The 22,207-nt window shown below is 42.3% G+C and carries 18 protein-coding genes; 8 read left to right on the top strand and 10 right to left on the bottom strand.

Features of this window, described 5'->3' with window-relative positions; all coding sequences use genetic code 11:
* Positions 1 to 25: 25 nt before the first annotated feature.
* The 3 genes from QUB80_RS24625 to QUB80_RS24615 form a co-directional block, all read right to left on the bottom strand.
* On the bottom strand, positions 26 to 2,398 hold the full coding sequence (locus QUB80_RS24625) for an arylsulfatase (protein WP_289792107.1): 2,373 nt from the start codon (positions 2,396 to 2,398) through the stop codon (positions 26 to 28).
* A 59-nt stretch (positions 2,399 to 2,457) separates the two neighbouring features.
* The gene (locus QUB80_RS24620) at positions 2,458 to 2,586 is read right to left on the bottom strand and encodes a hypothetical protein (RefSeq protein WP_289792106.1); all 129 of its coding nucleotides are present in this window, start codon (positions 2,584 to 2,586) and stop codon (positions 2,458 to 2,460) included.
* A 169-nt stretch (positions 2,587 to 2,755) separates the two neighbouring features.
* A complete protein-coding gene (locus tag QUB80_RS24615; protein ID WP_289792105.1) occupies positions 2,756 to 2,899 on the bottom strand; it encodes a hypothetical protein in 144 nt (47 codons plus the stop codon).
* 247 nt (positions 2,900 to 3,146) lie between these two features.
* Between QUB80_RS24615 and QUB80_RS24610 the strand changes: the two genes are divergently transcribed.
* Entirely contained in the window at positions 3,147 to 4,019 is an 873-nt protein-coding gene (locus QUB80_RS24610; protein ID WP_289792104.1) for a bile acid:sodium symporter family protein, read from the top strand.
* Between the two features lie 189 nt (positions 4,020 to 4,208).
* On the opposite strand, the gene QUB80_RS24605 is transcribed toward QUB80_RS24610, so the two are convergent.
* A complete protein-coding gene (locus QUB80_RS24605; RefSeq protein WP_289792103.1) occupies positions 4,209 to 4,580 on the bottom strand; it encodes a cupin domain-containing protein in 372 nt (123 codons plus the stop codon).
* Positions 4,581 to 4,680: 100 nt separating this feature from the next.
* On the bottom strand, positions 4,681 to 5,271 hold the full coding sequence (locus tag QUB80_RS24600) for a DUF2459 domain-containing protein (RefSeq protein ID WP_289792102.1): 591 nt from the start codon (positions 5,269 to 5,271) through the stop codon (positions 4,681 to 4,683).
* A 323-nt stretch (positions 5,272 to 5,594) separates the two neighbouring features.
* On the opposite strand from QUB80_RS24600, the gene QUB80_RS24595 reads away from it, so the two are divergent.
* Positions 5,595 to 6,017, top strand: a complete 423-nt coding sequence (locus tag QUB80_RS24595; protein WP_289792101.1) for a hypothetical protein — start codon at positions 5,595 to 5,597, stop codon at positions 6,015 to 6,017.
* A 200-nt stretch (positions 6,018 to 6,217) separates the two neighbouring features.
* Here QUB80_RS24595 and QUB80_RS24590 read toward each other — a convergent pair whose 3' ends face one another.
* Positions 6,218 to 8,956: a cation-translocating P-type ATPase gene (locus tag QUB80_RS24590; RefSeq protein WP_289792100.1), complete on the bottom strand. Its 2,739-nt coding sequence runs from the start codon at positions 8,954 to 8,956 to the stop codon at positions 6,218 to 6,220.
* Positions 8,957 to 9,218: 262 nt separating this feature from the next.
* Between QUB80_RS24590 and QUB80_RS24585 the strand changes: the two genes are divergently transcribed.
* Positions 9,219 to 10,088: a universal stress protein gene (locus QUB80_RS24585; protein WP_289792099.1), complete on the top strand. Its 870-nt coding sequence runs from the start codon at positions 9,219 to 9,221 to the stop codon at positions 10,086 to 10,088.
* Between the two features lie 24 nt (positions 10,089 to 10,112).
* Here the strand turns inward: QUB80_RS24585 and QUB80_RS24580 are convergent, their stop codons facing one another.
* Both QUB80_RS24580 and QUB80_RS24575 read right to left on the bottom strand, forming a co-directional pair.
* A complete protein-coding gene (locus QUB80_RS24580; protein WP_289792098.1) occupies positions 10,113 to 10,319 on the bottom strand; it encodes a hypothetical protein in 207 nt (68 codons plus the stop codon).
* On the bottom strand, positions 10,304 to 10,543 hold the full coding sequence (locus tag QUB80_RS24575; protein WP_289792097.1) for a hypothetical protein: 240 nt from the start codon (positions 10,541 to 10,543) through the stop codon (positions 10,304 to 10,306). The genes QUB80_RS24580 and QUB80_RS24575 overlap by 16 nt, the downstream gene beginning before the upstream one ends.
* Positions 10,544 to 10,763: 220 nt before the next feature.
* Here QUB80_RS24575 and QUB80_RS24570 point away from each other — a divergent pair, with 220 nt between their 5' ends.
* On the top strand, positions 10,764 to 11,621 hold the full coding sequence (locus QUB80_RS24570) for a phosphatase PAP2 family protein (RefSeq protein WP_289792096.1): 858 nt from the start codon (positions 10,764 to 10,766) through the stop codon (positions 11,619 to 11,621).
* 366 nt (positions 11,622 to 11,987) lie between these two features.
* Here the strand turns inward: QUB80_RS24570 and QUB80_RS24565 are convergent, their stop codons facing one another.
* Positions 11,988 to 13,496, bottom strand: coding sequence for a phenylacetate--CoA ligase family protein (locus tag QUB80_RS24565; RefSeq protein WP_289792095.1), 1,509 nt, complete (start codon positions 13,494 to 13,496; stop codon positions 11,988 to 11,990).
* 337 nt (positions 13,497 to 13,833) lie between these two features.
* Here QUB80_RS24565 and QUB80_RS24560 point away from each other — a divergent pair, with 337 nt between their 5' ends.
* From QUB80_RS24560 to QUB80_RS24545, 4 genes are all read left to right on the top strand, one after another.
* Positions 13,834 to 15,552 (top strand): serine/threonine-protein kinase, encoded by a 1,719-nt coding sequence (locus tag QUB80_RS24560; RefSeq protein WP_289792094.1) that lies wholly within the window; start codon positions 13,834 to 13,836, stop codon positions 15,550 to 15,552.
* Between the two features lie 87 nt (positions 15,553 to 15,639).
* Positions 15,640 to 17,937, top strand: a complete 2,298-nt coding sequence (locus QUB80_RS24555) for a serine/threonine-protein kinase (protein WP_289792093.1) — start codon at positions 15,640 to 15,642, stop codon at positions 17,935 to 17,937.
* A 218-nt stretch (positions 17,938 to 18,155) separates the two neighbouring features.
* Positions 18,156 to 18,605, top strand: a complete 450-nt coding sequence (speD, locus tag QUB80_RS24550) for an adenosylmethionine decarboxylase (RefSeq protein WP_289792092.1) — start codon at positions 18,156 to 18,158, stop codon at positions 18,603 to 18,605.
* A 233-nt stretch (positions 18,606 to 18,838) separates the two neighbouring features.
* Positions 18,839 to 19,780 (top strand): fused MFS/spermidine synthase, encoded by a 942-nt coding sequence (locus tag QUB80_RS24545; RefSeq protein WP_289792091.1) that lies wholly within the window; start codon positions 18,839 to 18,841, stop codon positions 19,778 to 19,780.
* A 115-nt stretch (positions 19,781 to 19,895) separates the two neighbouring features.
* Here QUB80_RS24545 and QUB80_RS24540 read toward each other — a convergent pair whose 3' ends face one another.
* Entirely contained in the window at positions 19,896 to 20,909 is a 1,014-nt protein-coding gene (locus QUB80_RS24540; RefSeq protein ID WP_289792134.1) for a cellulase family glycosylhydrolase, read from the bottom strand.
* Between the last annotated feature and the right edge of the window lie 1,298 nt (positions 20,910 to 22,207).

The following is a 22,207-nucleotide window of genomic DNA, read 5'->3' as shown; positions in this document are numbered from 1 at the left end:
GCTTTCTTTCGCCTTTAACCTGAATCTATTGCAATGCGATCGCAATTCGCAGTCGTTCTTCTAGTGAGATAAAGTTATCAGCATCCTGGGCATCTTTACCTACGTCAATCTCCACCCAATTCACCTCACCATTGAACTTATTGGCGCTGTAGTCCTTGGTGACTGGAGAGCTTGACTCAAAGCCGATATCTAGGGTTTCGTCCGCCGAGAAAACAAAGGGTTCGGTCTGTTCTACTCGTCCTGCTCCAATTTTTTGACCGTCTAAAAACAGAGCGACATCTCCACCTTTGCCTAAACCACCCCCATCGTAGGCAAATTCTACGCGAACTTGATGTTTCCCTGAAGGAAGTGTATCTCCCCCTTCTACGTAGTAATGATTTAAGCCAAAGAAGTTGTAGCAGTATTTCAGCTTGCCCTGCTTGGCATAAAGACTCCAACCACCAATAATGCCACCGACAGCAACAATTACACCTTCCGCTTTTGATTCAGGGAGATTTAACTCAGCCGTGATAGCGAAAGAGTTATTTTTGTAATCAACAATCGAGTTTTCTGTTAATCGTCCCATGCCACCAAACAGCAGTTGACGCTTTCCTTTCACCAATTGCGGACGACCCGCAAGCGTGGGGTTAGATCGTTCGGCAAAGCGGTCATCAAGGGGAATCACATTATATTTGACCGCCTCGATTAACCACAATCGCTGTAATTCCTTAAGCTTATCGGGATATTCCTGGGATAGATCCCTTGCTTGACTCCAGTCTTTGGTCGTATCGTATAGTTCCCAGCGATCGTCATCAAAGGCCGGAAGTTGCATCATGCCGATTACCCAAGGAGTACGGTGTTTCGTCACAGCTGTCCATCCTTGATGATAGATACCCCGATTGCCAAGCATCTCGAAGTATTGGGTCTCATGGCGATCTGGGGCAGTAGCCTCATTAAAAGAGTAAGCCATGCTTACCCCTTCTAGCGGCTTTTGTTGTACGCCATTGACAAAGGTGGGTTCTGGTAAATTGCTCACTTCTAAAACGGTTTTGGCAATATCAATCACATGGTGGAACTGGGAACGAATTTCCCCTTGAGCTTGAATGCCAGCAGGCCAGTGAACAATCGTGCCGTTGCGGGTGCCGCCAAAGTGGGAAGCAACTTGTTTCGTCCACTGATAGGGGGTACACATGGCATGCGCCCAACCCACCGCATAATGATTGTAGGCTTCAGACCCGCCAAATTGCTCGATGCGTTCCATCAAGAAATCTGCGGTTTCTAAATGGGCAAACCCCTGAAGCGTCACCATTTCGTTAAACGTGCCTTGGAGCGATCCTTCAGCAGAGGCTCCGTTATCGCCAATAATGTAATAGATCAGAGTATTCTGGAGGATTTCCAAGTCCGCTAGGGCATCAATCAACAAACCAACATGATAGTCGGTGTGTTCCAAGAAGCCCGCATAAACTTCCATCTGACGAGCTAAAATCGGTTTCATCGCCTCTGGTACTTCATCCCAAGCGGGAATCCCTTCACTACGAGGCGTTAATTCCGTATCGGGGGGAACGATTCCTAGTTGTTTTTGACGGGCGAGGGTTTCCTCTCGTATCCGATCCCAGCCTTGATCAAACTGTCCTTTGTACTTATCCGCCCATTCTTTGGGGACATGATGAGGGGCGTGGGTGGCACCAGGAGCAAAGTACATGAAGAACGGTTTATCGGGCATGAGGGATTTTTGCTGGCGTACCCAGCTAGTCGCCTTACGGGTCATGTCTGAGGTAAAATGGTAGCCTTCTTCTGGGGTTTTATCGGGTTCAATGGGAGTCGTTCCCTCGTATAGTGCAGGGTAATACTGATTGGTTTCGCCGCCGATAAATCCGTAAAAATATTCAAAACCACCGCCACCTGTAGGCCAGCTAGTGAATGGGCCCATCGGACTCGTTTCCCACACGGGAACTTCATGACACTTGCCCAATTGAGCGGTAGAGTAGCCATTGAGCTTGAGAATTTCCGCTAGAGGAGCGCAGGTATTGGGACGCAGAGAGTTATTACCGGGGGCAGAAGTGGCCATCTCGGTGATCGCGCCAAAGCCAACGGAATGATGGTTGCGTCCAGTCAGAAGAGCAGCGCGAGTGGGAGAGCAAAGGGCCGTGGTATGAAAGCGATTATATTTCAGTCCGTTTTTGGCTAATCTTTCGGCGCTCGGTGTATGAATGGGGCCGCCAAAGGCAGAAGAAGCGCCAAACCCCACATCATCGAGTAAGATCACTAGCACATTAGGTGCACCCGTAGGAGGACGTAGGGGGACAATGGGGGGATATTGGGTGTTGGGGTCTTTTGCGTCGAAGCTGGTGAGTCCAATCGGTTGAATGTCGGGAATCGGTAGGACTTGACGTTGTAGGTGATCATTAGAATTAGTCATGATTTTGTCTGCTAATATTTTGTGTGTTAGGATTTTCGCTATTTAAGCCCTGAATCTATTCACATCAGGGCTAATAGCGCAGCTTTAGCTTCTAAGCTATCAATGCTACGCGATCGCATTGCAAGTTCTGGCGCAAACTCTTGTTGGAGTTTTCTCGACTCCCACAACTTCCATTGATGATTGAACATCTGTCCTCACACTCCTTACACTTGAGACAAAGTTGCTCCTGTGTTGTAGCAGTTGTCACCTAAAACTGGCCGCGAATTTCTACCTGTTGGTTCTAGCGAAGAAACTTGTTTGAGTTACTGCCACAATTAGAATACGTGGATAGCTAGATATAAAATTGGTGTCTTCGTATTAAAGGTTGAGGATATTTGAGCGATCGCCAATCATCAATAGGAAGGCAAGACGAGCAGTTTGTAAATTAACAGCCAAATAATTACCGTAAGGATACAGTCTAAAAATAAGAACTTTGTAGCCTAAAAATAAGAAATTAATCAATTGGCTTCAAAATTTATTGCTTGAAATTCTGCTCTGCGTTGATATATTTACCATTAAGTAACTTTTACAAACTACTCTTATAAATTTCTTACTTTAATGTTCTACAAACTCAATTTCTTAATGCCGAATCTATAAAATTCTGCTGACAGGAGGGCGGGCTTCACGATCACTCCCGAAACTTGGCATAACTTGATTACCAATACCTACAAGCTTTGCTGATGCACCACTGCTCAAGGAGATAAGTTCTATGGCAAACACAATTGCAACACTTATTTCTAACTACATTAAGGTCACAGTATTTTCGCTAATGTTAGGAATGGGACTAAACTTGGCGTTCGAGCAAATTACATATCTTTGGCGTCAACCAAAAATGCTGATTCGCTCTTTCTTGGCAGCATTTGTGCTGGTTCCCATTGCAGCCATAATAGTTGTGGCAGTGCTTAAGCCTCCTGCTGCCGTTAGCCTTGGCATTATTTTGATGGGATGTGCGCCAGGAGCAACTTTAGTGTATCGTAAGATTTCCAAAATGGGTTGGGATGCTACCTTTGCAGCAAGCTTCCAGGAAACGGTTTCCATAGTTGCAGTCGTATTGACTCCCTTGCTTGTGACGATTCTGAGCAGGATTTATCACCGTGATGCTTCTGTAGCACCTCAGGAAATCTTCAAGCAACTTTTAATGGTGCAGTTGATTCCACTGGTAATTGGTTTGGCAATTCGCAAAGGCATTCCCGAACTTGCAGATGATATTGCAAAACCCATAACTGAAATTGCTAACATTATGTTCTTGGTTTTGACAATTTTGATCCTGGTTAGAAGCTTGGGTGTTGTTCTGAGCTTGGGAATTGTTTCGATCAGCGCGATCGCACTTGTGGCAGCCGCCTCCTTATTGATCGGTTACATACTAGGCGATTCTACGCCAGAAACACAAACAGCGTTGGCAATTTCTAACGCCAGTCGTAATTCAAGTTTAGCTTTGTTGATTGCTGCATTTAACTTTAATGCAGAAGAAATTAAGCCAGCCATCATTTCTTATGTGCTTATTTCTGGAATTATTGCATTTGTTTACAATCAGCAAATGAAACGGCGTATTGCCCAAGCTAAAATATCGCAAGCGAATTAGTATTAGGGAAATCTTATTTTCTTGATTGTCTCAAAGTTGGCACCCAGAGCGACCAGCGATGACATATCTGGGCTTCCTAAGAGTGATTCTTCTTTCGACGCTTTTCCCTCACCCACTTTTGCTCAAACAATAGATTGTATTGCCCGTTTCCAGAGTCTCGTCACTAACTCACTGGGGATTCTAATCAAACTATGGAGACGCGGGAACAACCTTGAGACTTGGAGCAGAATAGATAGAGAGAAACACCACGTCTTCTAATCCCTCATTGACTGCTCCGTGAACCTGCGATGGTTCAGCAACATCAATTTGTCCTGCGGAAATAATTTTCTTTTGTCCGTTGCCGAGATAGTAGGTTAATTCTCCCCTTACCACAATCCAGGTATCTTGTCCATCGGGGTGAGTATGTGCAGGCACTTCTTGACCGGGACGTACACCCCAGACAGCAATGCTAGAATATGGGGTGACCGCTATTTCTGTGACGGCAGCTTTCTTTGGCGAAAACCGTACCAATTGTTCAATATCAAATATGCGCTGGTTAGGGGTGGTAATGGTATCAGCCATCGTCATTTCCATAAGAGTTACGGTTACCAACTTAGTATATTAATTATTCAGAATATTGGTGAAGAAAACATATAAACGCTGCATCAGAAGCACTGAAAATCTAATCTCGGTACTTTACCTGAAAATTAGACCACATTACGAAACCCTCGACTTGACAGTCCAACTGTTCTAGCCACTCTACCAGTTCGTGGTTGCTATTATGTAACATGGTGTATTCTTGCTCGTCTTTGACTAAAGTTAGTCCGGTTTGGGGATTTTCAATGTGCGTGTTGATGTTGCGATTGAAACGTTGATCTAAAGTTTGTGATAATTGTAAGGCTTTGGCTTTTGCCACTTTGAAACTGAGTAGAGTTAAATCTTTTTCCTTAACTGTCTGCTGCAATTGCTCAATATTGCTATACTTTTGCCGTCCGAGTGTACCTTGAGTTGGGATCAAAAGTGCTGCCAAGCCATCGGTGAATCCTTGGTTATTGAGAGCAAAATAATTCCAATCACCGTAGGCATACACAATTAGTTCGCCGTTATTATCAGGTAAAACTAGTTCTGGATGCAAGCCAAGATCGAGGACATGAACTGTAAGCGCCGCAGTCGGGCGAGCAGGAGGTATGATACTTGCGGGAGTGAAAATCCAAATTAGAAAGACACAAGTAACTGCTATCAAAGTAAATGTGATAATGCGGCGGATATGCATAGTTAGCGCCAAAGCTATTAAGCATCATTCGTTTATCTGCACCCTTGCGAGCGACAGCTACGTTTAGCTGAACCATATTAAACTATAGGCGCTCAAAATAATTTGCTCTTATTCCTTATGGCATAAAGCTATTAGTTACAAGCAAAACTCTTGACAGAGATATCATAATCTTACTTTTGCTACACCTAATAGTAACAGTTTTATTAATTAGTCAATGTTGAAGAAAACACTCTCTATTAAGAGTGTGATTTCTGGCATTGTGAATATGCCAACGCCACAAAAACCATTAAATAAGCTGGTAATGCTAGAACTAAATACTTCAAATGGTGACCGATATGGATTTTGAGAAAAGACTCATACCAGATCTAGCATCTGAGACAAATTTTAATCAAGCTATTCAAAGTGAGATCAAAGCAGATGAGATCAGAATCGATGGAGCCAATATGCCTGAAACAGGTGTTTTCGCTAGTGGGGCTGTTATTGGCTTTATCCTGATGTGGACAGGATTTTTGACGATTTTATCCAAAATGAAGACATTAAGAGACGAATTAGGAGAAGATAATAAGTTTTTCTTTTCATTAAATCCATCACATCAGCACCCCTGTAGAAGCTGTCAATATTTTTCACATAATTATCACCTTCAATGTGCAGTACAACCTTCTCTTGTTTTGACTGAAGAAGCTAGAAATTGCACTGACTTTCATCCCAAGCCCAAGCATAATAAGTTTTTTAACAAGCATCATTGAGGGTATGTATAACAGGGGACAGGGGACAGGTGACAAGGTTAAAAGTCTTTTGGTATCTAAGTTTTATCATCTGTTGATGTCCTAACAACTTTGGCTGTTGCTATAACTAATACAATGTTGGATTTTGGATTGGGTAGAGACGCGATTAATCGCGTCTGGTACAATTCCTGCCCTAGTCTCTAGCCCCTATTTTCATCTCATTAGTCGAGAGGGTCAAAACGGTTCACTAAAATTGATAGTAAAATCATCGGTAATCCAATCAGTAAGCAAATTAACCATTGATTTAAATTCAGTGGGGCAGTGTAAAATAATTTGTTCATGATGTTCCACTGACTGAATATTATCTGCAAAATTATCGTACAAGCAATGCCAATTCCAATTGCCGAAGCATCGGTAACTGTCTGTCTAATCCCACGAAGTCTATTGAATATTGCAATTCCTAATTGACTAATACTTAAAAGATAAAAAATTCTTCCTGCTACTAAAGCTTGAATTGCCATTGTACGGGCTAAAGCTATATTTCCTGTGGTTTGTTCAATCCATTCAAAGACACCAAAGATTAAGATCCAGTTAAAAACAGAAATTGCGATGATGCGCTTGAGTAAACTTTTGGAGAGCAAGGGTTCGCGAGGGCTGCGCGGTGGTTGTTGCATCACTCGTTCAGACTTCGGCTCAAACGCTAAAGGCACAGTCATGGTAATGGAATTAACCATATTGAGCCATAGAACTTGTAAAGATAGAATTGGCAATGCTCTAGCAAGCAGTACACTAATCAAAATCGTCATCGACTCACCGCCGTTAACAGGTAAGATAAAGGCGATCGCTTTGAGTAAATTTCGATAAACAGTCCGTCCCTCCTCCACCGCAGCTTCAATAGAAGCAAAGTTATCATCAGTTAAAATCATGTCTGAGGCTTCTTTTGCTACCTCAGTACCAGCACCTCCCATCGCAATACCGATATCTGCTTGTCTGAGAGCTGGTGCATCGTTGACACCATCCCCCGTCATCGCCACAACTTCTCCTTTCGACTGAAGCGCTTCAACAATACGAAGTTTCTGTTCTGGCGCAACACGGGCAAACACTACCCCATCTTCGATCGCCGTGGCAAGTTCAGAATTACCCATTTGGGCAAGTTCACTTCCAGTAAAAGCAAGAACTTGACCATTTTTATTAAAGCCCATCCGTTCAGCTATTGCCCGTGCGGTGACAGCATGATCGCCTGTAATCATTTTGACTTGAATGCCGGCTTCTTGGCAGGCTTGTACTGCCTTAATTGCTTCTGTTCGGGGTGGATCGATCATCCCCTGCAATCCTAAGAAAATCAAATCTGTTTCGATATCTGCATGATCGAGCGAATCTTGAGAAATTGGTACAGTTTTTTGAGCAAAAGCTAATACCCTCAATCCTTGATGAGCCATCGCATCAACTTCTTGATGTGTGGTTTCTGGATCTATGGGGGCGAGATTTCCCTGAGCAGCCAACATCTTGTGACTACGTTTGAGAATAGCTTCTACTGATCCCTTAACATAGATAATTCTTTGTCCTCTGTGATTTGCTGATGGCGAAGCTTCGTGTAAAGTTGCCATATACTGAAATTCAGACTCAAAGGGGATGACATCCCGTCTGGGCATTTCTTGTTCTAAGTTGTTGTAGGTAAGCCCAACTTTATTAGCTATGGCTATCAATGCTCCCTCTGTAGGATCGCCAATTACCTGCCATTGCCCATCTTTATTTTCTAGGTGCGAGTCATTGCATAGCAACCCGGCTTTGAGACATTCTGCCAAACCAGGAGTGTGATCCCAATTGACTGGCTGTTCATTTAGTAGAATTTCCCCTTGGGGAGCATAGCCTGCACCAGTAACTGTGTATTTTTCACCTCCGGTATAGATGGCTTGCACAGTCATCTGGTTTTCAGTTAAGGTACCAGTTTTATCAGAACAGATAACTGTAGCACCGCCGAGAGTTTCAACTGCTGGCAGTTTGCGCACGATCGCGTGACGCCGTGCCATACGGGAAACACCGATTGCTAGTGTCACTGTTACTACTGCCGGAAGTCCTTCTGGAATCGCACTGACAGCGAAGGCGACAGCAGCTTCAAACATTTCTGCCCAGGAATTACCATATCCCAAACCAACAGCAAATGTCAGCGCAGCTATCCCCAGAATGATATACAGTAAAGTACGGCTAAATTTATCAAATTTACGAGTAAGCGGGGTTTTCAGGCTGGTTCCTTGTTCAATCAACTGAGAAATACGCCCAGTTTCTGTAGTTTCTCCAATCGCAACTACAATTCCGCTACCAGTCCCAAAGGTAACAAAGCTCCCAGCATAAGCCATGTTTGTTCGCTCTGCTAAAGGTGCGTCTGCATCAAGGGTTTGCGTGTTTTTTTCTACAGCAACTGACTCACCTGTCAGCCCTGATTCATTAACTTGTAAATTCCGTGCTTGCACAAGACGCAAATCGGCTGGCACTTTATCTCCAGAAGCAAGCAGCACGATATCCCCCGGTACTAGCTCTTGAGATGGAACTTGTACCTTTTTGCCATTGCGAATAATAGTTGCATTAGTTTGAACCGAGGAAGCTAAGGCAGCGATCGCGCTTTCAGCCTTTGATTCTTGAATAAAACCAATAATAGCGTTAATCAGGGTGACACCCCAAATCACCCCAGCATTTACCCATTGCCCCAGCAACGCCTTAATTGCACCCGCAACCAGCAAAATGTACAGCAAAGGTTGGTGAAATTGCAACAAAAATCTTACCAATGGACTTTTTCCGGGTTTGCTCTTAAGTTCGTTAGAGCCGAAGCGCTCCCGTCGTTTTGTGACTTCATCAGCATTCAAACCTGCTTCTATATTTGTACCTAGATGTTGAGCTACTCTGGGTACAGGAAGGTTGTGCCATTGATGTGACTGCATTATTTCTTTCGCTGTTGCTGTCATTTTGTTCGCCTCAAAATTTCCCATAGGCAGGACGAATCAAGACTGTTAGCTATTTATTTTTAGCTAATCATTCAAAATTATTGGAAATAAATGTGATGCAAAAGTGACAGTATTTATTGCAGGCGATCGCGCTTTTGTTTTTTAGCTAATCTCCTGCCACACTATTGTAAAATAGGCGTCTTGCCTGTTCCATTTTTTAGCAAATGAATCGTTTTTGCGATTCAAGTAGAATATTTTTGTCTGTAGTTTTATTAGTTATATTATGTTTGAGAGAGTTTTAATTAGCACAGATTTTTCTGATGGTTTACATCGCCTAGCACATTTTGTTTCTAGTCTGGCGCTGGCAGGAATAAAGCAAATTGTTTTCCTGCACGTTGTCCCCTTATGGGAAAAAGGGATTATTCCACAAGTTGATAGTGAGAAAGTAGAACAAGCTCAAACCCAGTTGACAGAAGCTGTTGGCAAAAGTCCTACTGATATAGAAGTTAAAATAGAAGTTCAATCGGGAAAGCCTGTTGAAACAATTCTTAAAGTTGCCAAAACCTATCAGTCTCAGTTGATTGTACTGGGTTCTCAAAGTCGCAGCTTACTCACAGAAAAACTAGTGGGTAGTACAATGGCTGAATTATCTCGCCAATCCAAGATTCCTTTGTTAGTACTGCGTCCTCAGTTAATCTCTGCTTATACTTCCGAAGAATTAACACTTCGTTGCCAGCACCTATTCCGCTCTTTACTGCTTCCCTACAATGATACTCAAGCTGCGAATCACCTGGTGCAACAGGTAAAGCACTTGGCTCAAAATCAGTCTGGTAGATTTCTCCAACAGTGCAAGCTTTGCTGGGTATTAGAAAATACTGGTCGTCGAGAAGTACCAAGGAAAATTCTACCACAGCAGGCTAGCGAAACTTTGTCTCAGATTAAAGCTGATTTGGAAGGAGTAAATTTACAAGTGGAGACAGAAGTTCGAGAAGGACACTCTGTTAGCGAGATTTTAAAGGCAGCTGCTATGGCCGATATTAGCGCGATCGCTGTGTCTTCAGGAACGATAGGTAAACTTCAGGAATGGTTGATTTCCAGTTTTGCGGCTGAAGTATTGCGTCATAGTTGGTATCCTGTACTGTTTATTCCTTAACAACTCCAAAGCCTCGTCATTAGTTTAATACCTCGGTGCATGAGGTTGTCCAAAATTAGACAACGTGATTCCACCCAAGGCAAGTCCCCCTAAACCCACTACAGCAAATAATCCAATCATAAATATATCAAGTGCTTGACCAAATAGGGGGGAAAGCAATTCACCAAGAAGTACTGAAGTACCGAGGGTACCCATATGTATCAAAATCACTGGAACTAGCAGATCACCCAAGCTCGATTCGCTCCCCTTTTTGTTGCAACCAGACAAACAAGCAGCCCTAGCGATGCAACCAACGAAATAATGTCTTGACTGATTACTCCAGGCAGAAGCCTTTGAGGTACAAATCGTAAGTAGATATTAGGTTGGATGATGCCTACAAATGCAACGACGCCAGTAATTAGAGCAGTTAAACAGGAAAGAATGAATAGTAAAGTTTGACGATTCTGAGGAATCATGATTGCTGCCATTTACCAGAACAAGATGCTTTTAATTTCAAGTACTTTGAGAGATAGCTTCAGCAAGCTATCAATTTTCTTCTGTAATAATAATTTGCCTGGAAGTTATATATTTTTTTAGATAATTACCTAACTTCGATAAAAGTCAATGCAGTAGTGCAATACTTGTGCTTGCTCTAACTTACAATTGTTGTTAACTAAACTATTTTTAATAGTTAGCATGGAAATTGACAAACTCTGGAGTCCAGAGCCAATTATTTATATTCAAAAATTTTTTGGTGATAGTTGGGATTTGTTTTTTCAAATTGTTACAGAGCTAGGAGCAGTTGCAGGTGTAGCAGTAGTTTTTGCTTTGGTATTTTGGATTTCTGGACGACGGTTGGCTTGGTGCTTAGTCGGTGCTGTCGTCTTAGTAACAGCAATTAATATGATTATTTGGTCGATTTTTGATGTACCGCGTCCAAATCATCCAGAGATTAATGTTTATAGAGAGTTGGATACATCTTCATTTCCTAGTGGACATACTGGCACTGCAACGATTTTTTGGACAACATTAACTACATTGAGTCGTATTCCACTAGCAGTCACAGTGTGTGTCATTTTCTTAGTGATGATGTCTCGCTTATATCTTGGTGTCCACTATGTTGGAGATGTAATTGGTGGTTTGATAATTGGATTGATTCTATTCAAAATCTATCTCAAATTGTGGCCTATAGTTTTGCAGTGGTTTCGTGGGCGGACATTTAAATTATTTTCGGTTCTCAGTCTTTCAACACCCATTGCTGTGTTTCCCTTTGCTGACTCTTTCCCTGAAGGATGGGAAGTTTTTGGTGCTGCTGTTGGAGCAGGAATTGCTGTACCACTTGAATTGTGGTATGTTCGCTACTCTCCAGCTAAAGTATCTGTGCGAAAAATTTTGTTGAAAGTCGTAATTGGTTTAGGAGTACTGGGGACGATTGTCTTTGCTTCTAGCTTCATAAATGACAATGAATCAGTACGTGATGTTATTAATTTTGGTTTGGGGACATTTTGGATTTTGTTTTTAGCACCAGCATTGTTTGCACGTATGAGACTATAGTTGATAAAATACAGGTTCTAGATGTTACTAGAAAACGAATTTTACTTTGTATCAGTCTAAAGTCATTAAACACACTGCAAGCGATCGCACTTAGAGATGATTTATAAAGTAAACCTTAAATTGTAGCCAGTAGGATGCGTTAAAGCAGCACGTAACGCGCCGCACAGATAGTGCGTTACTTACTATATTTACTTGACAATGACCTCTTGTAAACTAAGCTTTCGTTACCAATATCAACTTATTCATAGAGAACATTAAAGTATTTGCAACAAACGTTTTAACGTTTCTCCTTATTAAAAAGAGGGGGTAGGGGGTAAGGTTTTTCATGCTTGACGGTGAAACTTGTTTGATGGAGACTGCCTCTACTTACCGACGTGTATAACGATGCTTCACCCCTACAGGAAAATACTCTGGCTCGCCCGTTGGGGCTAATGAAACTTGTGGCATTTGATATTCAGAAGGAACGTAGTTAGCAAATTCGCTATTGAGGCGTAAGAGTTGGCTCAAAATCGAGGATACTAAAACTTGTCTTTTTTCTTCGCTACCTTCCTCACCTGGTGCTAATTCTACAACTATAGATAAAAATTTGTTTTTGTCTCCATCCTCTTTTACCTGCATGACAAACTTACCTGTTACCCAATCTCTAATTTCCGGCTGTTCTAATCCCACGCTAATATTTTCTGGATAAATGTTGGCACCAAAGTAAGAGACTGTAAAGTTAGAACGTCCAAAAACATACACAAAAGGTAACTGACGAACACCTCTGCCACGATGAGTTTGTAATTCTGTTACTGGATCGAAATCATGCTTCGCTAAAAATTGCACCATGGCATCGTAAGGAATTATCCCGCCGCTATCTAAAATGTTATAGCGCACTAGAGGAATACCGTTATCTCCAGAAAATAGCAATGCGCCTTCTTTGACTTCAAAAAAGCGACTCATCGGATCGTACTGTACGAGAGTTGGTAAACGAGATTCCCCAAATAAAGTACGTGCTGCATCTGGATGTGCTGCTAAAAAACGACGAATGCAAATACTTAGGGGAGTTTCATTTCCCAATACACCAGCATCTGCTGTGCCGTAGAGTGATGCACAATCAAAGCAGGGGTGTTGAAAACCAACTCTTTCACCCACAAGAGTTCGCCATTCTTCGCTAAAGACTTCTCCTGCCATCACTAATTTTATTTGATACCGTTGCCATTCCATACCACGAGCTATGCCTGTGTCAATTACATCTTTGAGGAATGGTGGGTATCCCAACAGAACAACTTGATCAAAAGCTGTACCGAGTTCCTGTACCACACGTAAAATTTCTTCTTTATTATTACCTGGGGTGATGACGGTAATGGGATAACCCTTGCTGGCAAGATAGCGGCAGCAATTTGTAGTAAAGATTCCCCCTACCCAAGTTCCTAAGGTGAAACAAATTACAGCCAGAGTCCGTCTACTATCAGCAGCAAAACTGTCGTAAAATATCTGCTCAAAGCGTGTGGCAATTTGCAGTTCATCTGTAAAAAAACGGGGCCAAAATGTCGGTTTACCCGTTGAGCCAGAGGAAACCGCAATCATGTCACACTTTTCTAATTGTCCGTAGCGACACAGGTTCGCAAGCGGATGACGCAGTAAATAATTTTCTTTAGTAATTAGCGGCAGTGTTTGAAAATCCTCAATCGTTTGGATCAAGTCAGGATTAATCGCATGCTCTGCCACGAAATTTTTGTATGCAGGTACACTAGTAACTACATCATGAAATAAAGACAAAACTGCCGATTCGGCTTTGGTGTGAAGATGCTGTTGTAGTAGCGTATCTAAGGGGGTGTTTAAAAAAGCTGTATATGCGCTTACTGCTCGCTGTCTTTGTGATTCAGTATTCATAACACTATGTAATTGTAAAAATAGATTACTGAGGGTTGGTGATTGGGGATCGGGGATTATTTAGTGGTTAGTGGTTAGTAGTTAGTAGGGGCGGGTTTTGCTGATGATCTTTCGGCTGGAACCGACAATTTATCTTGTAAACCCGCCCATACAGTGGTTAGGTTTATTAATCCCCTTGTCTCCCCCTCTCCTTGTCCTCCTGTCCTCTTCAAGCGTCCCTAGTCCCTAATATTTAGTTTCCCCTACTTCCCTTACCAAATAACCAAGTGAATTTCTGTAATTACATCTTCCTTTGTTGTAGCTAATTATAAAAATCCTTTATCATTCCTTCAGCACCATGCAGGTCTACTGTAGTAAAAGACACACCAATCCTGGAAGTCACCGCTTTTGCACCCAGTGTGGTGAACCTTTGCCCATTCATCAAGATGAGATGATTGCTAATCGTTATCGGATTATTAAGCTATTAGGGCAAGGAGGCTTTGGACGGACTTATTTAGCGGAGGATACTAAGCAGTCTCATCAAAAGTGTGTGCTGAAGGAATTTGCTCCTCAAGTCGAAGAACAGCAGGATTTAAAAAAGGCGAAAGAGCTGTTTGAGCGAGAAGCAAGTGTACTGAAAAAACTCAAGCATCCACAGATTCCTCGCTTTCATGCTTCTCTACAAGCACAAATTGGCAGTAAGGATTTTTTCTTTTTGGTGCAAGACTATGTGGAGGGTGATAACTACCTTGAGTTAATAGAACAACGTCTTGCTCAAGGAAAAAGTTTTAGCGAACAAGAAGCGATCGCACTCCTACAAAAACTTTTACCTGTTTTGTCTTATATCCACTCTCAAAATGTAGTTCACCGCGATATCTCTCCTGATAATTTAATTTTGCGATATTCTGATCATTTGCCAGTGTTGATTGATTTTGGTGGTGTGAAACAATTACCTGCTTCTGCGGGTTTTTGGTTTACTCAATTGGGTGGAATCCGCACTCTCTTAGGAAAAAAAGGTTACGCACCAGAGGAGCAATTACGACAGGGTAAAGCTTTTCCCAATAGCGATTTGTACTCTTTGGCAGTCACAACGCTTGTTTTGCTGACGGGTAAGGAACCACAACAACTCTACGACTCTTATCAGGGAACTTGGCGTTGGGGCAAAGAAATCAAAACTAGCCCTAATCTAGAAGCCGTTTTAAAAAAGATGCTCGCTTATAAACCAAGCGATCGCTATCAAACAGCAGATCAAGTTCTAAAAGATTTACAGTATCAAGTTCCTGTTAAAACTCTCAATCCTCAAATCAGCAAAATTCAGACGATGGTAGTTGCACCTGGGCGAAAGCATGTCCGAGCAATTACCAGTAGATTCCATAACCAAACAAAAGCGATCGCTCAAAAGGTTCCTTTACCCGCCTGGATGCGTCCTTTTGCAATCAGTTTGGTAGCAACAAGTGTAGCTGCCCTGACTTTTGTCGGCTCTTGGGCGTTAGTTAATGCTGTGATTAGGGGCGTTTCATCCATCAGTATTCCCAGCATCTCATTACCAAAATTACCAGAACTACCAAAACTACCAGGTGATTCCAATTCCCCCACTCAGCCATCAAATTCTCAAGAAGGAAACCGCATCAGTCAAATTTTCAGTCGCCGTCAACAACTCCAAATTCCAGAAGGGTTTTTTATTCAAACGGTAGATAATACTTTTTATACTAAACATCCCGAACTAGGTGGGCGCTCTCTCAGTTCTAATTCTGATGATGAAGCTTTACGCAAAGAATGGTTCAGTACTGCTGAAGAATTATTGAACAAAATAGAACAAGCTAACCTCAGTACGGCAGTACGTCGAAAATTAGGCAGCTATAGCAACAGAGATTACGAAATTTGGAGAAGACGAGCGCAAACCGGAGAATTTGGGAACTATACAATTGAACAACTCAATACACAAACAAATCGAAAATTTGACCGATTATTTCCGGGACAACGGCGTGGCAACCAGAAACCAGATTCCAAGACTTTTGGTCAAATTTGGTATGCGATCGCAGCAGATCAAGTTAGTAAACTAGAATCTGCTAATTAGAGAATGGTTAATGGTTAATGGCTAATGGTTAATAGCAATTAGCAATTAGCCATTAACAATAATTTATTGACTATATACTAATTCACTATGAATTCTGTTTATTGCTCCCAAGGACACGAAAATCCGTCTGGTAGTCGCTTTTGTCTTCATTGCGGCGAGAGGTTAGATACGGCTGTAAGTCATGGGATTCAACCGGGACGAATTTTAGGCGATCGCTATTTGATTGTACGTCAACTCGGTCAAGGGGGATTTGGACGCACCTATTTAGCCGAAGATGTCAATCGCTTCCGAGAGTTGTGTGTTTTAAAAGAATTTTCTCCCCAAGTTCAAACTGCCTACGTCTTACAAAAAGCCGAAGAATTATTTGAGCGAGAAGCAACTGTTCTCTACAAACTACAACATCCCCAAATTCCCCGCTTTCGTGAATTATTCCGCAGTAGTTTAGATAGTAAAGAATACTTATTTTTGGTACAGGATTACGTAGAAGGGCAAACTTATCGTTATTTATTAGATGCTCGTCTCAAACAGGGTTTGCGGTTTACAGAAGCAGAGGTACGCCAACTTTTACAGCAAATCTTACCTGTATTAGAATACATCCATTCTTTAGGAGTAATTCACCGCGATATTTCTCCAGATAACTTGATGCTTCGTAAACCCCCCCAAATCGCTGAGGGGGATATGCCAGTGCTAATTGATTTTGGTGGTGTCAAACAAGTAGCGGCAACTGTTGCTTCCCAGTATTACCAACCTGGTGTAAATGCGACAACGCCACCACCAACCTTACTAGGTAAGTTGGGCTACGCTCCCCCAGAACAGATGCAAAGAGGATTGGTAGAGCCTCACAGCGATTTGTATGCTTTGGGGGCAACAGTATTAGTCTTGCTCACAGGCAAACAACCATCAGAACTAATTGACAATAAAACCTTAACTTGGCAGTGGCGACGAGAAATTAGTCTGAGTCCTGCTTTTGGGGCAGTGTTAGATAAAATGCTCTCTCCATCTCCAATGGAACGTTACCAAAGCGCCCGTCAAGTTTTGCAAGCACTCACCCCACCTCCTATTGCTCCAACTCTCCCACTCTCCCCACGTCAGTCGCCTGCGGAGGGAAACCCGCCCACGCAGATGGCTCCTCTCCCACTTTCCCAACGCCAGTCTGCCCAAGTCGGGAAACCCTTACTTTCAGAAGCCACTACTCTGCGAGAAGCCGGACTACGTCCGTCTACGTGTCTACGCCAGTCACCTGAAAAGGGAAACCCTCCCGCAGTGCTGGCTCACCACCGCACTGGCTCCTCTCCCTCTCTTCCTCCCTCCTCCAAATCGTGGTGGACACCAGGAAAAATCATCCTTGTGCTGTTATTCTTTGCTTGTGCTTCTGGCGTTAGCTATTGGGGAGTAAGTAATTTGATATCATCCAATCCCGATGATGGTAACGGTACTACACCGCAACCAACGCCCACTTTTAGCCCAGCCAAGCAACCCATCGATCCCCTAGTGAAATATTCACCCCAAGAGCGATCGCGCAAACAAAAATTACAAGAGCGCCGTCAACGCTTGGGTGTTGATGAAAACTTTTATGTCAGCTTGGTAAATCAAATCTTTTGGGAGCAAAATCCCAGTTTACAAAAACGCAGCCTCAAAGATGATCCCGCCGATGCTCAATTGCGAAAACAATGGGACAATACAGCAGCCCAAGTTCTACAAACGTTAACTCTACTCAGTTCCGAAGCACGGCAAAGATTAGGCACTTATAGTGGAGCCGATCGCGATCGCTGGAAAGTGGACGTCAACAAACTCAACGTGTCCAGCCGTGCCTTATATGATTTAGGAGATGCGGCTTTCTTTGAGCATTTTCCAGCAAAAGAAGGCAAGGATTTTATTGAGCAACCCATCGGACAAGTTTGGCACGCTTTTGTTGCAGACAAACTCAATGCCATTCTTGCTAAAAGTGCATTTCAAAAAATTGTCTTTAATTCTGGTACTAATACTAAAACAGTCAGTGGCACTCTTAAAGGCGCGGCTGGCAAAGTTTTTATCGCCGAACTTAGCCAAAATCAGTTGATGGAAGTGAAGCTAGCAGCCAATTCTAAAATTTTATGGTCAATTTATTCTCCTAGCGGTCAATACCAGCTGCTAGAAGATTCTCAAAAACGCTCTTTATCAGAGAAACTGCCAGAAAGCGGATTTTATGAATTTGTTTTAGTGTCACGAGCATCGGTGCCACTAGAATACAAACTGAGCCTGAAAGTGGTAAATCCTACCCCAACTCCATCGCCGACGGTAACTTCACAGCCAACATCTACACCCACACCTGAACCTACACCCACATCTAGTCAGACAAACACACCAACACCCGAACCAACTTCTACACCACAAAATAGCCCATAGAGTGCCGACAAGAAGAATTCTAAAGATAACCAGCAAACTTGGTGAAAGAATTAAAACCAATTCTTTATAAATCACACTCATTAAAATTGCTTTATTTGTGTGATAATTGTAGTTCTGTGCATAAATGCATAAAAATTCCAAAGTCTCGTGGCGCACTTCAAATTTAAAGAAGTAGCCCATTTTTTCTGGGGGTTGATTTTTATCTAGTTGATGTAAAGGTGAAAGAATTGGAAAAGCAATCTTACCCTCCCGAAGAGTTATCTTCGGTTCCGGTTGGCAGACACTGCATTCTAGAACTGTATAACTGTCCAACAAGTTTACTCAATGATATTGGGTTCATCAGAGAGGCTTTACAAACAGCCGCTAAAATCGCAAAGTCTACTCTACTCAAAGAGATATCGTACCAATTTGAACCCTATGGAGTAACCGCACTGGCACTGTTAGCTGAGTCTCATATCTCGATTCATACTTGGCCAGAAACAGGCTACATAGCAGTGGATATATTTACCTGCGGGCAACATACAAAACCGGAGAAAGCTTGCGAATACCTTGTAAAAGCTTTTCAAGCTAGCAAGCATGTACTCATGACGCTTCCTAGAGGTAAATTTTCACCAACTATTCAACCAACTATCAAACAGTTGGAAGAAGCTTTACTGGTGAATACATGATTTTGTTGGCTCCTGAATGGGGTTAAAACTACCTACAGATTGCCAGCCTAGATTTAGGAATGGACTATAAAAACTGCTGCCTTGACTGCAAGCAGATCGAGGCAGATTTTTATTTGTGGACTTTCTTTTGCAACTCTAGGATGGGGATAATAATAACTGGGTCTGACATTAAAAAAATCACCGACAAAACATAACATTTGGCAATTTTTGAGTGAAGTAGAGAGAGTAAATTTATGCCAGGTAGCGATGTAGGTGCAGATTTCTGGATGAACGAGTATATCACTCCTTGGGATATTTATGCTCATGGAGTGACAGAGGTACTCGCTTATAAGAAAACCGCATATCAGGAAATGTACATTGTGGAAACTGGAACCTACGGCAAAGCACTGGTTCTGGATGGTAAATGGCAATCTTGTACTGGTGATGAGTTTTTGTACCATGAACCATTAGTTCACCCTGGTATGATTTTTCATGGCGCACCGCGAAAGGTACTGATTCTTGGTGGTGGTGAAGGAGCCACAGCTAGGGAAGTATTGCGATGGCAGACAGTGGAAAAAGTTGTAATGATTGATATTGATGGCGAAGTGGTGGAAGCCTGCAAGCAACACCTAAGCGAAATGCATCAAAATGCCTTTGACGATCCACGTCTGGATCTAGTAATAGCAGATGCACTCAACTTTCTGGATACCACTGATGAAACATGGGATGTAATTATCTCTGACCTTTCCGATCCCATTGAGTCAGGGCCATCATTTCAACTGTTTACTAAAGAATACTTCGAGAAAGCGCGTCGAGTGTTAGCACCACAAGGTTTTTTTGTAGTTCAAGCAGGCCCAGTCTCACCAGGAGAATTAATTCTTCATGCCCGGTTAGCGAATACTTTGAACACGGTCTTCCCTAATGTACAATCTTACAGCAGCCCTACCTGTACCTATGGCAGAGCTTGGGGTTTTGTCCTGGCTTCAGAGCAGGAAATTAGCACTCGACCCGATCCAGAAAAAATAGATCGGCTTTTAGAGGAAAATACAAGCGGTGGATGCCGGATGTTAGACGGAGTAGCACTTCTGGGTATGCTGAATCTGCCTCTACATCTGCGAAAAGCGATCGCCCAAGAAACTCAAGTTTATACCCTTGCTGAACCACCAAAATTTTTTGGACAAGGCTCGGTCAAATAATTTATTTCTAATTCACAAAGGTAGTTTAGTGGTTAGTAGTTTGTAGAAAAACAACTAACCACTCTCAATCTCAATCTTGTCACCTAGTAAGCTCAGAGTTGTTTATCAACTAAGCTTAATCCTGACTATGATTGTCATTCCAAACTTCCCTGCCAAGATTTGTAAGATTAGAAGGATCGGTACAGCTGTCAATAGCTGCCCCTGTCGATCCATTTGGCGCTGTTGTTAGATGGTTTGTAAGTGTGTTGTTTGCACCTCCATGATACCAGTGCCAAACCACGCGTCCTACTTTTCGAGGTTTTACAACGTTGTACATGGAATACATTGCAGGGGTAACGTCCATATTTCCGTTTTTAACGCCGAACTCACCTACTAAAAGCGGTATGTTGAGAGCTAAGACACGATCCACATAGTCTGCAAACCTAGCATCCCCAAAAGTCCACTGGTCATAGACATGGATACTAAAGACTATGTTTTTGTAACTCTTACCACCAAAATTGAGGATACTTGCATAGTCACTGAGAATCGCACTATTTCCTGTCGGCACGGAAGATGAATTCCAATTACCAGCGTCTTGCCCCCAAGCTGTTCCCTCAACAATAATCAGGTTATCCGCTTGCGCATCATCGCGAATTGCTTTGATTACTGCCTGGTGTACAGCGAGCCATTTGTTGCGAGCTGTCGCATCATATTTATGCGTTCCTGGCTCGTTCATCACATCGAACCACACATAAGGATTATTTCTGTATTTCTTCGCGAGAGTTCTATACCAATCTACCAGTTTTGTCAGATCGCTTCCTTCGTAGAAGCCTCCAGTTCTGTCGTGTGCCTCAAACATGACTACAATCTTGCGGCTTGTAAATGTCCGCACAATCTTGTCAATATCATTATTGCTTGTATACTGACGTACTCCCGCCGAGAACAGCCAGCTGTTAACTCTCACTAAGTTGAAATTCCAACAGGAATTTCCTATCTTATCAACATCTCGTGACATGTCGTGTGGCCATACGGCATTAGGGCCGTTTATATTTACTCCTTTTGCAACAAATTCGTTGTTTGAGGGATCTAAAATCTTGTTTCCTACAACTTTGAAGCGTCCTTGTGCAAGAGCCTCACCATTCCCAATCATTGTCAGGGATAAAAGTGATGCAATCTGTACTACTTGAAAGCAAAACAAAGCAGCTTTGGACTGAAATCTGGAAATATTCACGACAGTTATCCTCCATATAAGGCACCCAGCCGTGAGATTTCTCCCTAAAATATTTGCGGTTAATGAACAGCTCTAACGTGCTTTTTTCGTTCCGCTTTCGAGTCAATACAAAGTTGCGTTGATAGTAGTTCTTAATTAACTTCAACTAGATATTTATAGGAATACAAAGTTTTGCACTACAGTAAATCTCTTGCAAAAGTAACTTTTACAAGTGATGAGAAAAAATTAAAGGTCAACCCTTTGCTTCACTCTTGAACTGACTTGTGCAAAAATCTACCTGATGAAAAAATTCCCATAGTCGTGAAGGCTATACGCAAAAGGAGGCACGGTATATTCTTCGTGTGCTGTCCTAATTACTACCTTTAATTGCAACTTGATATTGAGTTGGGAGAAACTGTAGAGCCAGATGCCTTCTTTACTGTTTCTTTAAAAAAAAGGCATATACTTCCCCCGCCCCTATGTGCTACGATATTGCCTAATAGGGGTTGAGTCGTGAGACTTTTAGTTGTCAACAATTTGGTTTTTCCGACCGCCAAGTCTTTTCAAAACCAATGCTGATATACAAGCGGCTCACCTAACATTTTGACTATCTGCAATATCAGACTTCAATAGTCACCACCTCCTCAATGCTTGCGTACTACGTGTGTTCTTCTGGGTTTGCTGTGGCTAAGTTAACATCTTTCTTAAGTTTTTTCAAAGGATGTGCAACTCAGTATTAAGTAGATAAAGTTTTGGTAATGATGCCTTTTTTACTTTACTGTTTCTTTAAGAAAAGGCATACATTTTCCTTGTCCCTATGTGATAACCTATTGTCCATAGGGTTTGAGTTGCAAACTATCAGCAATCAAAAGTTCCGTTTCTCTGACCGCCAAGTCCCTTGAAAATCGGTACCACTATATTCAGTGTTCAACTGACATTTTTGCTACACAAATATACTACTTTGATAGCGTTCACCTCCTTTGTTTATTACTGAATCAAATTTTACACGTAATTTGACTGTGGCTAGATTAACACTTTCTATCTGCTTTTTCAAAGGGAAAGTCTACTAATTTAGTTTGAGCCAAAGGATTAGGGTGTTCAGGAACCGGACTATAAATATTTCAAACCCTTACATGAAGCTGGCTCTACCTTTTTCAATTACTTTTTTCACATTCTTGCCAGGAGAATGAGTGTTAGAAAAAGTCTTTGATTTTTAGTCTTCTGTAAGATTGTGTTGC

The organism is Chlorogloeopsis sp. ULAP01 (assembly GCF_030381805.1).
Lineage (GTDB): Bacteria > Cyanobacteriota > Cyanobacteriia > Cyanobacteriales > Nostocaceae > Chlorogloeopsis.
Note: the sequence above shows the minus strand (reverse complement) of the source record. Positions and strands in the feature narration are given on the sequence as shown.

What these genes read in the sequence shown, in the direction of transcription:
- QUB80_RS24625 (WP_289792107.1), bottom strand. Translation starts at nt 2,398, where the DNA reads ATGACTAATTCTAATGATCACCTACAACGTCAAGTCCTACCGATTCCC.
- QUB80_RS24620 (WP_289792106.1), bottom strand. Translation starts at nt 2,586, where the DNA reads ATGTTCAATCATCAATGGAAGTTGTGGGAGTCGAGAAAACTCCAACAA.
- QUB80_RS24610 (WP_289792104.1), top strand. Translation starts at nt 3,147, where the DNA reads ATGGCAAACACAATTGCAACACTTATTTCTAACTACATTAAGGTCACA.
- QUB80_RS24605 (WP_289792103.1), bottom strand. Translation starts at nt 4,580, where the DNA reads ATGGCTGATACCATTACCACCCCTAACCAGCGCATATTTGATATTGAA.
- QUB80_RS24600 (WP_289792102.1), bottom strand. Translation starts at nt 5,271, where the DNA reads ATGCATATCCGCCGCATTATCACATTTACTTTGATAGCAGTTACTTGT.
- QUB80_RS24595 (WP_289792101.1), top strand. Translation starts at nt 5,595, where the DNA reads ATGGTGACCGATATGGATTTTGAGAAAAGACTCATACCAGATCTAGCA.
- QUB80_RS24590 (WP_289792100.1), bottom strand. Translation starts at nt 8,956, where the DNA reads ATGACAGCAACAGCGAAAGAAATAATGCAGTCACATCAATGGCACAAC.
- QUB80_RS24585 (WP_289792099.1), top strand. Translation starts at nt 9,219, where the DNA reads ATGTTTGAGAGAGTTTTAATTAGCACAGATTTTTCTGATGGTTTACAT.
- QUB80_RS24575 (WP_289792097.1), bottom strand. Translation starts at nt 10,543, where the DNA reads ATGATTCCTCAGAATCGTCAAACTTTACTATTCATTCTTTCCTGTTTA.
- QUB80_RS24570 (WP_289792096.1), top strand. Translation starts at nt 10,764, where the DNA reads ATGGAAATTGACAAACTCTGGAGTCCAGAGCCAATTATTTATATTCAA.
- QUB80_RS24565 (WP_289792095.1), bottom strand. Translation starts at nt 13,496, where the DNA reads ATGAATACTGAATCACAAAGACAGCGAGCAGTAAGCGCATATACAGCT.
- QUB80_RS24560 (WP_289792094.1), top strand. Translation starts at nt 13,834, where the DNA reads ATGCAGGTCTACTGTAGTAAAAGACACACCAATCCTGGAAGTCACCGC.
- QUB80_RS24555 (WP_289792093.1), top strand. Translation starts at nt 15,640, where the DNA reads ATGAATTCTGTTTATTGCTCCCAAGGACACGAAAATCCGTCTGGTAGT.
- QUB80_RS24545 (WP_289792091.1), top strand. Translation starts at nt 18,839, where the DNA reads ATGCCAGGTAGCGATGTAGGTGCAGATTTCTGGATGAACGAGTATATC.
- QUB80_RS24540 (WP_289792134.1), bottom strand. Translation starts at nt 20,909, where the DNA reads ATGATTGGGAATGGTGAGGCTCTTGCACAAGGACGCTTCAAAGTTGTA.